12 protein-coding genes and 1 pseudogene are annotated in these 14,029 nt (G+C 34.2%); 12 read left to right on the forward strand and 1 reads right to left on the reverse strand.

Annotated elements, in window-relative coordinates:
- The 12 genes and pseudogenes from E0I61_RS09360 (at position 1) to E0I61_RS09410 (ending at position 13,025) form a co-directional block, all read left to right on the forward strand.
- Positions 1-471 (forward strand): heme-binding domain-containing protein, encoded by a 471-nt coding sequence (locus E0I61_RS09360; RefSeq protein WP_132070940.1) that lies wholly within the window; start codon positions 1-3, stop codon positions 469-471.
- A gap of 5 nt (positions 472-476) precedes the next feature.
- On the forward strand, positions 477-1,775 hold the full coding sequence (locus E0I61_RS16540; protein ID WP_131993948.1) for an efflux RND transporter permease subunit: 1,299 nt from the start codon (positions 477-479) through the stop codon (positions 1,773-1,775).
- Positions 1,772-3,709: an efflux RND transporter permease subunit gene (locus E0I61_RS16545; protein WP_132070942.1), complete on the forward strand. Its 1,938-nt coding sequence runs from the start codon at positions 1,772-1,774 to the stop codon at positions 3,707-3,709. Before E0I61_RS16540 ends, E0I61_RS16545 begins: the two co-directional genes overlap by 4 nt.
- The gene (locus E0I61_RS09375) at positions 3,696-4,949 is read left to right on the forward strand and encodes a TolC family protein (protein WP_132070944.1); all 1,254 of its coding nucleotides are present in this window, start codon (positions 3,696-3,698) and stop codon (positions 4,947-4,949) included. The genes E0I61_RS16545 and E0I61_RS09375 overlap by 14 nt, the downstream gene beginning before the upstream one ends.
- A gap of 2 nt (positions 4,950-4,951) precedes the next feature.
- Positions 4,952-6,199 (forward strand): efflux RND transporter periplasmic adaptor subunit, encoded by a 1,248-nt coding sequence (locus E0I61_RS09380; protein WP_132070946.1) that lies wholly within the window; start codon positions 4,952-4,954, stop codon positions 6,197-6,199.
- A gap of 2 nt (positions 6,200-6,201) precedes the next feature.
- On the forward strand, positions 6,202-7,416 hold the full coding sequence (locus E0I61_RS09385; RefSeq protein WP_132070948.1) for an efflux RND transporter periplasmic adaptor subunit: 1,215 nt from the start codon (positions 6,202-6,204) through the stop codon (positions 7,414-7,416).
- 234 nt (positions 7,417-7,650) lie between these two features.
- Positions 7,651-8,520 carry a DUF2911 domain-containing protein gene (locus tag E0I61_RS09390; protein ID WP_132070950.1) on the forward strand — a complete coding sequence of 290 codons (870 nt, stop codon included), beginning with the start codon at positions 7,651-7,653 and terminating at the stop codon, positions 8,518-8,520.
- Between the two features lie 20 nt (positions 8,521-8,540).
- Complete coding sequence (locus E0I61_RS09395) at positions 8,541-11,405, forward strand: multicopper oxidase domain-containing protein (RefSeq protein ID WP_235832095.1); 2,865 nt, start codon at positions 8,541-8,543, stop codon at positions 11,403-11,405.
- Between the two features lie 205 nt (positions 11,406-11,610).
- Entirely contained in the window at positions 11,611-11,946 is a 336-nt protein-coding gene (locus tag E0I61_RS09400) for a four-helix bundle copper-binding protein (protein WP_104000220.1), read from the forward strand.
- 75 nt (positions 11,947-12,021) lie between these two features.
- The gene (locus tag E0I61_RS09405) at positions 12,022-12,444 is read left to right on the forward strand and encodes a membrane or secreted protein (RefSeq protein ID WP_132070952.1); all 423 of its coding nucleotides are present in this window, start codon (positions 12,022-12,024) and stop codon (positions 12,442-12,444) included.
- A 45-nt stretch (positions 12,445-12,489) separates the two neighbouring features.
- Positions 12,490-12,582: pseudogene (locus E0I61_RS16475) on the forward strand (heavy metal-binding domain-containing protein); the annotation flags it as partial.
- Positions 12,582-13,025: a universal stress protein gene (locus E0I61_RS09410; RefSeq protein WP_165930207.1), complete on the forward strand. Its 444-nt coding sequence runs from the start codon at positions 12,582-12,584 to the stop codon at positions 13,023-13,025. The pseudogene E0I61_RS16475 and the gene E0I61_RS09410, both read left to right, overlap by 1 nt.
- A 541-nt stretch (positions 13,026-13,566) precedes the next feature.
- On the opposite strand, the gene E0I61_RS09415 is transcribed toward E0I61_RS09410, so the two are convergent.
- A complete protein-coding gene (locus E0I61_RS09415; RefSeq protein ID WP_132070956.1) occupies positions 13,567-14,025 on the reverse strand; it encodes a DUF3872 domain-containing protein in 459 nt (152 codons plus the stop codon).
- Positions 14,026-14,029: the final 4 nt, after the last annotated feature.

The following is a 14,029-nucleotide window of genomic DNA, read 5'->3' on the forward strand; positions in this document are numbered from 1 at the left end:
ATGAAAAAAATCATCAAGAAAATACTCATAATTGGGTTTGTTATTTTTTTGCTGATGCAGTTATATCAACCTGCTCGTAATGAAAGTTATGAGCAGGAATTAACTGCAAATTTCACAAAAATGTACGATGTTCCTAAAAATGTTGAAACTATTTTACGGACATCTTGCTACGATTGTCACAGTAATAACACTAATTATCCTTGGTATTCATACATACAACCAGGACGGATTTTCATGGAAAATCACATCAAAAAGGGAAAGAAGGACTTAAACTTTAGTGAGTTTGGCGACTATTCTAAACGAAAACAAGGAAGCAAATTAGAAGCTATTATCAAACAAATAAAATCTGATGAAATGCCCTTAGCGTCCTACACGTTACTTCATAAAAATGCAATAGTAACACCTGCTCAAAAAGAGGAAGTAATCAATTGGATAAATAAAACAAAAGATAGTCTTTCATTAGAAAACTAAATATTATGGTAGAAAAATTAATATCATTTTCACTAAAAAATAGATTTGTTGTTCTTCTCGTCTCAGCTTGCTTATTAGCTTGGGGTATTTATAGCGTGCAACAAAACCCGATAGATGCCATTCCGGATTTGTCCGAGAATCAAGTTATTGTATTTACAGAATGGATGGGAAGAAGTCCACAGGTTATAGAAGCTCAAATAACATACCCTTTGGTTTCAAACCTGCAAGGAATACCAAAAGTTAAAAATATTCGCGGTGCATCTATGTTTGGGATGAGTTTCGTATATATCATCTTTGAAGATAATGTAGATGTGTATTGGGCAAGAACTCGAGTGTTGGAACGGTTGAATTATGCCCAACGATTATTGCCTCAAAATGTAGTGCCCACATTAGGACCAGATGGAACTGGAGTTGGCCATGTTTTTTGGTATCATTTAGAGGCTAACGGTATGGACTTGGGAGAACAAAGAGCTTTACAAGATTGGTACGTGAAATTTGCATTACAAACTGTTCCCGGCGTGGCTGAAGTAGCATCATTTGGTGGTTTTGAAAAACAGTACCAATTAGTGTTAGATCCCTTGAAAATGCAGTACTATAATGTGAGTATGATGGAAGTGATGAATGCAGTCAAAGCAAATAACAATGATGTTGGTGGTCGAAAATTTGAAATGAGTAATATGTCTTACATAGTAAGAGGTTTAGGGTACATAAAAAACATAAAAGATGTAGAAGACATTGCTATTAAAAATTATAATTCCGTTCCAGTAAAGGTAAAAGACATTGGTTCGATACAAATGGGTGGAGATTTACGCTTGGGAATTTTTGACGAAAACGGAACAGGTGAAGTTGTAGGAGGAATTGTAGTTATGCGTTATGGTGAAAATGCAGATAAAGTTATAAAAGCTGTAAAAGAAAAAATGAAAGAAGTTGAAAAAGGATTGCCTGAAGGCGTTACTTTTAAAACGTCTTATGACAGAAGTGAATTGATAGAAAAAGCAATCGCATCGGTTAAAGGAACTTTAATAGAAGAAATGATTGTTGTTTCAATTGTTATACTACTTTTTCTTTTTCATTGGAGAAGTGCTTTAATTATCTTAATACAATTACCTATATCTGTGGCTATTGGCTTTATTTTGCTTGAAGCATTTGGTATATCATCTAATATCATGTCATTAACGGGGATTGCATTAGCTATAGGTGTTGTCGTCGATGACGGAATTGTAATGGTGGAAAATGCGTATAGGACAATTTCGGAGAAACAGGAAGAGATGGAGAGTAATCAAAATAATTCGGAAATAAAATGAATGATAAAATAAAAAATATATTCAAAAAAGAACATGACCCCTTATCTTCTGAAGAAAAGTTACAACTTATAGAAAAATCTTCAAAATTAGTTGGTCCAGGTGTCTTTTATTCAACACTCATTGTGATAGCTTCCTTTTTACCTGTATTTCTTCTCACGGGTATGGAAGGTAAATTATTCAGCCCATTGGCTTGGACAAAATCGTTTATACTTATAGTAGATGCTTTTTTAGCCATTACCCTTACTCCAGTTCTAATTAGTTTGCTGCTTAAAGGCAAACTTCGTCCAGAAAACAAAAATCCAATTAATAAAAAACTGGAAAGCATATATACTCCTATTTTAATTTTTTGTTTAAAATGGAGGAAAACAGTATTAGGTATTAATATAATTGCGCTCCTAATTGGCGTTTTAATGTTTACCCGTTTAGGGACAGAATTTATGCCACCTTTAGATGAAGGTTCCGTGCTTTTTATGCCTGTAACATTGCCAGACGTATCCAATTCTGAGGTAAAAAGAATTTTACAAGTGCAAGATAAATTGATAAAATCAATACCCGAAGTAGCACACGTATTGGGAAAAGCCGGACGCGCTAATACAGCAACCGATAATAGTCCAATAAGCATGATTGAAACTATTGTTTTACTAAAACCCCAACACGAATGGAGAGAAGACAAAACGAAAGCCGATATTATTAATGAAATAAATAATAAACTTCAAATTCCAGGAGTTACGAATGGTTTTACACAACCCATCATTAATAGGATTAATATGCTTGCTACTGGTATTAGAACCGATGTAGGAATTAAGATTTACGGAGCAAGTTTAGACACTATCAATGTTTTATCTCAAAAAATAAAAAAAGCCCTTGAAGGTACTTCTGGCGTAAAAGATTTATATGCGGAACCGATTACTGGAGGAAAGTACATCGATATCGAGGCAAAAAGAGAGGCCATTGGCAGATACGGACTTACAATAGATGATATAAACAATGTGGTGGAAGCGTCTATTGGTGGAATGAAACTTACTACAACCATTGAGGGAAGACAACGATTTTCTGTAAATGCAAGATATGCACAGGAATACAGAAATAGTATTGAGGCGTTAAAAAAACTCCAAGTGCAAACAATGGAGTTTGGTCCTATTCCATTAGAAGCCGTTGCCGATGTAAAAATAAGCGATGGTCCTCCAATGATAAATAGCGAAAATGCAATGCTTCGAGGCAGTGTCCTGTTTAATGTGCGAGAGCGTGATCTAGGAAGTACGGTAAAAGAAGCGCAAAAAAAATTGAATGCAATGATCACTAAAATGCCCAAAGGCTATTATGTGGAGTGGAGCGGACAGTGGGAAAACCAAATCAGAGCCAATAAAACATTAAGCATGATTTTACCTATAGTTGTTATCATTATTTTCCTTATTCTGTACTTCACCTATCATTCTATGAAAGAAGCACTGATTACAATGATAACCGTACCGTTTGCTTTGATTGGAGGGATTTTTATGGTCTATTTTTATGGAATAAATTTATCTGTAGCCGTCGCAGTTGGTTTTATAGCACTATTTGGAATGGCAATCGAAACCGCTATGTTAATGACTATTTATTTGAATGAAGCAATGAATAAAATGGTAGAAAAACACGGGAACAGTGCAGCAACAATTACAGAAGCAATTTTGAAACAGTACATTATTGACGGTTCTGCCAAAAGGTTGAGACCAAAATTGATGACCGTTTCCGTTTCGTTATTTGGATTAATCCCTATTCTTTGGGCAACAGGAACCGGTGCCGATGTGATGCTGCCAATTACGGTTCCACTCATTGGGGGTACAATTACCTCAACAATTTATGTATTATTAGTAACCCCTATAGTTTTTGAGATGGTGAAACTTCGAGAATTAAAAACAAAAGGCAAAATAGAACTTATAGATGTTAAAGAATAACTATTATATCGCAATAAGCTGTTTGATTTTAAGTACTGCTAATATGGTGGCGCAAACACTTTCGTTGGATGCTGTTTTGACGAATATCAAAACAAATAATCCACAACTAAAAATGTATGATGCTGATATTCAAAGTATGGATGCTGCTGCAAAAGGTGCCAAAAGTTGGATGGCACCACAAGTGGAAACGGGTTTTTTTATGACACCATACAATACCAAAATGTGGAAAGCAAGTGATATGGATCCAGGAATGGGATCTTACATGGTTGGTGTTACACAAATGATACCGAATGCTAGAAAACTTAAGTCTGATTTCAATTACATGAATGCAATGTCATCTGTTGAAAAAGAAAATAAAAATTATACGATTAATCAATTAAAGGCACTGGCAAAAACGAATTATTACCAATGGCTGGTATTAAATAAAAAAATAAAAATTGCGGATGATAATTTATTGCTTTTAGACTATATGATAAAAAGTATGGAAATACGCTATCAGTATAATATGGATAAATTGCCAACCTATTACAAAGCAAAATCGCAATACGGTGTATTACAAAGTATGATTGTAATGTTACAAAATGACATCTCTCAAAAACGAATTATGCTGAATACTTTGATGGCTAGAGATAAAAACACTTTGTTTGAAATAGATGAAACCTATAAATTAAATGATTTTGATGCCATAAAAGCAGATACAACCTCACTTTCCCAAAACCGAAGTGATGTTAAAGCGATTGAAAAAACAATGGTATTAAATCAATTAAAAATTGAAACCGAAAAAGCAAAATTATTACCAGAATTTGGTGTTAAATATGACAATATGTTTGCCTTTGGAGAACAGCCAAAACAATTCTCTTTAATGGGAATGATTACTATTCCAATGCCTTGGTCAACAAAAATGAATAAAGCCAATATCAACAGTTTTAAAATCAAGAATGAAGGTCTCAACTGGCAAAAGCAAATGATTTTGAATGAAGCAGCAGGAATGATTTCGGGTATGAATACAGAACTGATAAACCTAAAAAAACAATATGATATTGCTGAAAAAAATATCATTCCTGCCTTAAAACGAAACTATGATACTGCAATATTGGCTTGGCAGAATAATACGGGAGATCTGTTTGTAGTATTGGATGCTTGGGAAGCATTAAATATGGCACAAATTGATGTTTTGGATAAGTTGCAAAATATTTTAAATACACAAGTAGAAATTGAAAAACAACTAGAAATCAAATAATTATGAATAAATATTTAAAATATAGTTTGGTTTTAATCGTAATATCTAGTATAGGATTTGTTGTCTATTTCTTTGCAATAAAATCAGATAATCACTCGGAGAATTCACATCAAACAGAAGTTTATACCTGTTCTATGCATCCCGAAATTATTCGCGACAAACCTGGCAATTGTCCTATTTGCGGAATGACTTTGGTAAAAAAAATAACAGAAAGCCAAGCTGAGGAAGACAATTCTATTGACAACCTTTTGAAACCTACTGATAATTTTATCGTCGGGAATTATCAAACTACAACAGCTAAAGACACTACATTAAGCAGTGAAATAAACTTACCTGGAATAGTGTCTTACGATCCAAATTCATCAGTAAATATTGCTGCTAGAATAAGTGGAAGAATAGAAAAAATGTATGTCAATTATAAGTACCAAAAAGTAGCTAAAGGACAGAAATTATTTGATTTATACAGCCCTGAATTATTGACAGAACAGCAAAATTTTATTTATTTAGTTTCCAATGATTCCGATAATACAGCAATTATTAAAGCCTCAAAGCAAAAATTATTGCTTTATGGAATGACTAAAAATCAGATAAATTCATTGTCTTCTTCCAAAAAAGTAAATCCTCAAGTTTCAATTTACAGTCCAGCTTCTGGAATTGTTCAAGGAACAGAAAAAATGGATAATACAAGCAATTCGTCGATGCAAAGTGCAAATAACAATACAGAAATATTAAACATAAAGGAAGGTAACTACATAAAAAAGGGAGAAGTAGTTTTTAAATTAGTAAATACCGATAAAGTATGGGGCATTTTTAATGTTAGCCAAGGGTACAATAGTCTAATCAAAACCAATCAAACTATCAAAATTGCTACAGAATTAGACAAAAACGAATTCATCGATGCACAAATAAATTTTATTGAAACTCAATTTAATCCAGCAGATAAATCCAATAGAATTAGGGTATACCTAAACAACAATAAACTGAAATTACCCATAGGTCTGCGATTGCAGGGAATTGTGAAAACAAATTCAGTACAAGGGGTTTGGTTGCAAAAACAAGCATTAGTGAGTATTGGCAACAAGAAAATAGTTTTTATAAAAAAGAATAATGGCTTTAAAGCAACTGCAATAAAAGCAGGAATTGAAATAGATGATTTTATTCAAATTATCAGTGGAATTTCCGTTGAAGATACCCTTGCTAAAAATGCACAATATTTAATTGATAGCGAAAGCTTTATTAAAACCGAGTAATCATGAAAACGATAAAAATAATAGGCATTCTATCAATACTACTTTCTGTATGTATAGCTTGCAATACTAAAAACAAAGAAGACCATAGCAAACATAAAAATAAAGAAACTATTTTTTACACTTGTTCTATGGATCCTCAAGTAAAGGAGGATAAGCCTGGGAAATGTCCCATTTGTCATATGGAGTTAACTCCAATAAAAAGTGACGACACAGCTCCAAATGAGATAAGCTTGAGTAAACAGCAGCTACAATTGGGGAACATCACCACGCAAACTGTTGCAACAACTCAAAGCAGTTTAGAGCAAAATTATACAGGGGTTTTAACAATTAATCAAGAAAAAATTAACACCATTTCTGCTAGAGCAATGGGGCGAATTGAAAAGTTATACTTCAAAACGGTTGGTGATTATGTTGCTAAAAACGAACCGGTATATCAATTGTATAGTGAAGATATTGCCATAGCCAAACAAGATTACTTCACAGCATACAAACAACTTACCATGCCAGGTGATTTTGGAAAAAACGCACGTACGATGCTCATTGCTGCCAAACAAAAACTATTATTCTTTGGTTTATCCAATGCCCAAATTGAAACTATAAAATCGAGTAAAGAAATTTCTCCGTACACTATTTTCTATAGTAAAAGCAGTGGAACTATCTCGGAGATAATAGCAACAGAAGGCAGTTATGCAATGGAGGGTGCTGGTATAGTTAAATTGGCAAATTTAAATAGTCTTTGGCTCGAAACACAGGTGAATATCAATTACGCAAAAAGCATGCACCTTGGACAAAACGCCAAAGTTTCATTTACTGATTATCCTGATAAAACTATAATTGCAAAAATTTCATTTATCAATCCTGAAATAAATCCAAACACCAGACTGCTTTTAATTCGAATGGAAGTACCCAATCCGAACTTACTTTTAAAACCCGGGATGCAGGCAACTGCAAGATTAACACAGTCCAATATAAAAGGAATATTCATACCTACAGATGCAGTAATCAGAGAAGAAAATGCGTCTTACATATGGATTGAAAAAAGACCGGGAGTATTTGAAAGCCTAATGGTGGAAACTGGAGCGGAAACCAATGGGATGATTGAAATTAAATCGGAAATGGATCCTTCAAAAAAAGTAGTTATTACTGGAGCGTATGCTATAAATAGTGAATATAAATTCCGCAAAGGAAGCGACCCCATGGAGGGAATGAAAATGTGATATTTGGTGTCAATGATTATGAAAATATTAAATTGAAAGCAAATTTATACTAAAGTAAAAATGAATAACCTAACGCAGATAATTCAACAATACAAAACCGATACATAAAGCGTTTACAACACATGGTTTGTCGATAACGACCAAAGGCTAAAAGCGTTTCGAACCTACCATTAGAAAAATTGGAGGAAACTAAAAAAACAAAAAAATAATAAAATCAATTTAAAATCAAAAACCATGAAAAAAATAATACTAATAAATTTCTTTATTTTACAGGCTTTAGTAATTTCGGCACAAGAAAAAGTTCAAATAAAACTAACTTCTGCAAGCCCATCTGCATCATTTGAACAAGAATTGGGTAGCACAATAATCAAAGTTTCTTACAGCAGACCACTAGCAAGAGGCAGAAAAATATTTGGTGAATTAGTGCCTTTTGAAAAACTCTGGCGAACTGGCGCCAGTGATTGTACTTCAATAACCACCAACGAAGATATTGTATTTGGAAATACTACTTTAAAAATGGGTAGTTACTCAATATTCACAATACCTTCAAAAAAGGAGTGGACAATAATTGTAAATACAGATACTACATTACATGGAGAAGCCGGATACGATGCCAAAAAAGATGTTTTTCGTTTTACAGTTCCAGTGGAAAGCATACCCAGTTTTTATGAAACATTTACAATCGAAATAAATGATATTAACAGCAAAGGAGAGGGATTCCTAAAAATAATATGGGGAAATTCGATGGTGAAAATTCCATTAAAAAGTAAAGCAGATGAAAATATTTTAGCAGTAATAGATAAAAATATCATTAAAGAAAAAACCCTTGATGCTAATTTATTATTTCAAGCGGCAAACTATTATTACAGTACAAACAGAGATTCCAAACAAACAATAGCTTGGCTAATTGAAGCCGAGAAATTAGATCCGCAGAATTTTTACTATCCTAATTTGAGACAAAAAATAGCAACGGAACTAAAAGACTATTCCAGTGCAATTGAAGCAGGTAAAAAAGCTTTATCAATAGCAGAATTAAAAAAAATGAAAAGTGTAGAATCACTCAAAAAACAAATTTTAGAGTTGGAGTTACTATGGAAAAAATAAATCAATTTTAAACTAAAAAAATGAGAAAAATTATAGTATTAATATTCATTATGTCTATTTATTCCTTTGCCCAAGCACAGGATATGAAAGGGATGAATATGTCAAAAAAAGAAAATACTAAAAAGAAGCAGCCCGCAACATACACCTGCCCAATGCACCCCGAAATTCACGCTAACAAGCCAGGGAAATGCCCTAAATGTGGAATGACGTTGATAAAGGAAAAAGCGAAAGCGGTTAAGAAATCGGTAGTTAAAAAGCAGGATGAAATGCAAATGCCCATGAAAAAGACTTCTAAAAAGAAGGACGACATGGACAATATGAAAACGGATAATAATAAGGTGGCATCCGTAACATACACCTGCCCAATGCACCCCGAAATTCACGCTAACAAGCCAGGGAAATGCCCTAAATGCGGAATGACTTTGGTAAAGGAAAAACCGAAAGCAGTTAAGAAATCGGTAGTTAAAGAGCAGGATGAAATGCAAATGCCCATGAAAAAGACTTCTAAAAAGAAGGACAACATGGATAATATGAAAACGGATAATAATGAGGCTCCTCAAAATCATGAGATGGGCAAAATGGATATGCCAAAAGCAAACTTAAGCTTTTTAAAGACAATTGTAAACAACATACCGCCAAGGACAGTTCGATACGATTTGTATGTGCGAGACACCATCGTAAACTTTACCGGAAAACCAAAAAGAGCCATAGCAGTAAACGGACAAATACCAATGCCAACACTTACGTTTACGGAAGGCGATACCGCTGAAATTTATGTGCATAATGAATTGAACGAAGAAACATCGTTGCATTGGCACGGTTTGTTTTTACCAAACAAAGAAGATGGTGTGCCAAACCTTACACAAATGCCAATCAAACCGCATACTACCCACTTGTATAGATTTCCAATTATTCAACACGGTACACATTGGTATCATAGCCATACTGGTTTGCAGGAACAAATAGGAATGTACGGTTCTTTTACTATGAATAAAAGAGAAGAGCTTGATATTCCCACCGTGCCCATAGTTTTAAGTGAGTGGACAGATCTGAATCCCAATAATGTACATCGAATGTTGCATAATGCTTCGGATTGGTTTGCTATTAAAAAAGGAACAACCCAAAGTTATGCAGAAGCCATAAGAAGCGGATATTTTAAAACAAAACTTAATAACGAATGGAAGCGAATGAACGCTATGGATGTGAGCGATGTGTACTACGATAAATTCTTAATAAACGGAAAAAATGAAAGCCAACTTTCACAATTTAAAGCAGGCGATAAAGTCCGATTACGAATTGCAAACGGCGGTGCATCAACCAATTTCTGGTTGACATATGCTGGCAGCAAAATAACGGTTGTAGCAAGCGATGGTAACGATGTGGAACCCGTTGAAGTCGATAGATTACTAATTGCAGTTTCCGAAACTTATGATGTGATTGTTACCATTCCTGCCGATAAAACAGCTTATGAATTCTTGGCTACACCCGAAGATCGCACAAAATCAGCCTCATTATATTTAGGTGATGGTATCAAGCAATTAACGGCTCCGCTACCCAAGTTAAAATATTTTGAAGGAATGAAGATGATGAACGGCATGATGAAAATGAACGGAGATTTAGACGATATGGGAATGCAAATGTCGCTTAACCAAATGGACATGAACGTAGTCATGTATCCGGAAATAACTGGCGAGCTAAAGAAAAAAGGCGCCGATAAAATGCCGGGTATGAATATGGAGGGAGATAAAATGGATATGAATAAAGAGGAAATGAAAGATAAGGATATGGGCAATGAGAAAAAAGATGCGATGAATATGGGAGACCATAAAATGCAAGGCATGGATCAATATGATTCCAATGCACTTTCTGATATCGTGACCTTGAACTATGCCATGTTGAAATCGCCAACAAAAACCAATCTTCCGAAAGATGCACCAGTAAAAGAATTAAAGTTTGAACTTACCGGAAACATGAATCGTTATGTATGGAGTCTGGATAACAAAGTAGTTTCAGAAAGTGATAAAATCTTAATTAAAAAAGGAGAAATCGTACGCATGATCCTTCACAACAATTCTATGATGCGCCATCCAATGCACTTGCACGGACATGATTTTAGGGTAATCAACGGACAAGAAGATTATGCTCCAATGAAAAACATCATTGACATCATGCCAATGGAAACTGATACGCTCGAATTTGCAGCCACCGAAAGTGGCGATTGGTTTTTTCATTGTCATATTTTATATCACATGATGAGCGGAATGGGCAGAGTTTTTAGTTATGAAAACTCCCCTGCAAATCCATTAATCCCAAACCCAAAATTGGCGCAACGCAAATTGTTTGCTGACGATAGAGCATTTCACTTTATGGCCGAAAATGATTTTGCCACAAACGGAAACGATGGAGAAGCAATGTATCAAAGTACACGTTGGAGTATCGGCACCGAATGGCGATTGGGCTACAATGATCATCACGGTTATGAAATCGAAACCCATATTGGAAGATACATTGGAAAAATGCAATGGTTAATGCCTTTTATAGGTTTTGATTGGAGATATAGAAAAATGGGGATAGACGAGCAAGAAAGAAATTTATTTGGGCAAACCAATACCAAAGACCACAGAGCTGTTTTTAGTGCAGGGGTTAATTACACTTTACCAATGCTTATTATCGCTCAAGCCGAAGTATTTACCGACGGAAATGTGCGTTTACAGTTTGAACGAAAAGATATCCCAGTCTCTAAAAGACTACGAATGAGTTTAATGTGGAACACCGACAAAGAATATATGGCAGGCTTACGTTATATTATCAAAAGAAACTTTGGAATAACTACGCACTATGATAGTGATATGGGAATTGGATTAGGTGCTACTTTGAATTATTAAGAAACTCAAATTTTAAATTTGTATAAAGGATGCTTGTTCTAAAAGACAAGTGTCCTTTTTTTGCAATTATATTTTTTATAAAATCAAAATATATCCCTGATAATGTGTGAATTATATAATTTTTATTAGAATTTCACAATACTTTTTCAAGCTAAAAAGCTACCTTTAAACTGCGAAAATTAATTCGCAATTAAAATTTAGCAAGATGAGTCATCAAAAATTTAAAGATTGTATCGATGCTTGTTCAGAATGTGCAGTAGAATGTTCACATTGCGAAAGTGAATGCTTGAATGAGCAAGACGTAAAAATGTTAGCGCGTTGCATAAAACTAGATCATGATTGTGCAGCTATTTGTTTATTTGCAATGCAGGCTATGGCAAGCGGAAGTGAGTTTACGGAAAAAATCTGCAAATTATGCGCCGAAATTTGTACAGCTTGCGCCGAAGAATGTGAAAAACATGCACACATGGAGCATTGCAAAAATTGTGCGGAAGCCTGTCGCAAATGTGCTGTTGAGTGCAGTAATATGAGTAAAATGTGAGTATTTTAATCTCTTAAATAAAGTTTCGTTTAGAGGAATTATTTAAGAGATTTTAAACCATCAAAATTATAAACTATGAAAACATTACAAAAAATCACATTAATTATTGTATCGATTGGTTTGTTTACATCTTGCCAATCCAAAACTGATGTAAATCAAATTCTTTCAAATTCAGATACAAAAAAGGCAATTATGGATACTATTGCAAACAATAGCGATATGTCTAAAGATATGATGCAAGCGATGATGAACAGTAGTAAAGGAAAAATGATGATGACAAATCACGAAAACATGATGAAAATGATGAAGGATAATCCAGATATGATGAAAGGAATGATGACCGAAATGATGGAAGCATCTAAAACAGATACTACGATGATGTCTGAAATGTGTAAATCGATGATGGATAATCCTAAAATGATGGATATGATGAAAAATAAAAAAATGCAATCACACAAAATGACTGGAATGGATAAAAATATGGATATGTCCAAATAATACAAATACAAACAATATTAAAATATAAAAAAAATGGAAACTCAAAAAACGTACACCTGTCCAATGCACCCAGAAGTTACTTCGGATAAACCAGGAAAATGTTCCAAGTGCGGAATGAATTTAGTGGAGGAAAAAGAATGAAAATTCTACTAGCAACTGATGGTTCAAAATATAGTAAAACAGCAATTAATGAAATTGCCAACAGACCATTTCCGCCAAAAACCGAAGTGTGTATTGTTTCTGTTTATGAAAGAATGTCGCTAATAAATACTCTTGAGCCAATGGGAGTTTCACATGAATATTATGCTGAAGTTGATCACAACGCTTTTAAAGGCGCAGAGAAAATTACGGAAAATGCAGCGAAAATTTTGCGTGATAAAAATCCGGCTTTAATTGTAAGTACAATGGTTATTGGTGGTTCTCCAAAAAGTGCAATACTCAAAGAAGCTGAAACATTCGGTGCTGATTTGATTATCGTTGGTTCTCATGGTCATGGGGTTATAGAAGGCTTTCTGCTTGGCTCGGTTTCGCAGGCGGTGGCATTAAATGCAAAATGTTCTGTGGAGATTGTACGTAAATAAAAAAGGCAGTGTCTCACTAACTGTGTAAGTCGAAAAGTTATTCTGAAATAGTTCTGATGACAGCACTATTTAATGGATCTGAAAATCTAGAAACTGCAATCAATCTTTTCTATTTATTATTTATTTGACAATTGTTTATCGGTTACAGCCTGCTGTTCCAACTTCTTTTTTTCTCGGGAATAACCTCATAAGAAAAGTAGTCCGGCTATAATTAATACAAAAGCCAGCCAACGGCCGATTCGTTCCAAAAAACGAATCAATACTGCTTTTTCGTAGCTTGTAAAGCCTTCAACACCATTAGGATTACGTCTGTTGAACTGCCTTTTACCGATCCAATACCATAAAAAAAAGTCCTATTGACAGCGCTAGAATTCCCATTATCAGTAATGTATAGTCCATAATTTTCTGTTTTAGTATTAGAAAAAAGAAGGAATTAAAGAAGTAAAATTAAAGATTTAAAACCTAAAAAATAAATCGTAAAAAATTGACCTGCCGTATTTTAGCAGATCAATTTACTTTATATGAATCGTCAATGATTTTATCAATCGCTGCTGTTCAACTGAAAACTCAATTGCTTCTCATTACCAAAGTTATCTGAAATCCATACCTCGAAAGATTGTGTCACACTAGACTGTGAAGTATAATACAGTCTAAACTGCTCAGCTGGTAATGGATACAAATCATTGGGGAGATACGGCAGCTCATTGAAGTATTGCAGTGTACCTTGACCATCATATTGAAAATAGCGGATATAATATTGAGTCCCGTTATAATTCTCAGCCCTTTGAATTGCAAGTCTTATTTCAATTGTTTGACCATTAGCAATCTCGTCAGGAACCGGCATTGCCACAATATCAAATGGAAAACCTTTTTGGATTTTCAAATCTTCCTTATCGCATGAAGAAAGGAGGCATGCGCTTATCAATATTGTAAAAAATAGACATAGATATTTAATCCATGCTGCGAACCGTTCACTATTGTAATTGATTAATTGTTTCATAATT

This window comes from Flavobacterium ranwuense, assembly GCF_004349315.1.
GTDB lineage: Bacteria > Bacteroidota > Bacteroidia > Flavobacteriales > Flavobacteriaceae > Flavobacterium > Flavobacterium ranwuense.

Coding starts and splice junctions, on each gene's coding strand:
- E0I61_RS09360 (WP_132070940.1), top strand. CDS start 1: ATGAAAAAAATCATCAAGAAAATACTCATAATTGGGTTTGTTATTTTT.
- E0I61_RS16540 (WP_131993948.1), top strand. CDS start 477: ATGGTAGAAAAATTAATATCATTTTCACTAAAAAATAGATTTGTTGTT.
- E0I61_RS16545 (WP_132070942.1), top strand. CDS start 1,772: ATGAATGATAAAATAAAAAATATATTCAAAAAAGAACATGACCCCTTA.
- E0I61_RS09375 (WP_132070944.1), top strand. CDS start 3,696: ATGTTAAAGAATAACTATTATATCGCAATAAGCTGTTTGATTTTAAGT.
- E0I61_RS09380 (WP_132070946.1), top strand. CDS start 4,952: ATGAATAAATATTTAAAATATAGTTTGGTTTTAATCGTAATATCTAGT.
- E0I61_RS09385 (WP_132070948.1), top strand. CDS start 6,202: ATGAAAACGATAAAAATAATAGGCATTCTATCAATACTACTTTCTGTA.
- E0I61_RS09390 (WP_132070950.1), top strand. CDS start 7,651: ATGAAAAAAATAATACTAATAAATTTCTTTATTTTACAGGCTTTAGTA.
- E0I61_RS09395 (WP_235832095.1), top strand. CDS start 8,541: ATGAGAAAAATTATAGTATTAATATTCATTATGTCTATTTATTCCTTT.
- E0I61_RS09400 (WP_104000220.1), top strand. CDS start 11,611: ATGAGTCATCAAAAATTTAAAGATTGTATCGATGCTTGTTCAGAATGT.
- E0I61_RS09405 (WP_132070952.1), top strand. CDS start 12,022: ATGAAAACATTACAAAAAATCACATTAATTATTGTATCGATTGGTTTG.
- E0I61_RS09410 (WP_165930207.1), top strand. CDS start 12,582: ATGAAAATTCTACTAGCAACTGATGGTTCAAAATATAGTAAAACAGCA.
- E0I61_RS09415 (WP_132070956.1), bottom strand. CDS start 14,025: ATGAAACAATTAATCAATTACAATAGTGAACGGTTCGCAGCATGGATT.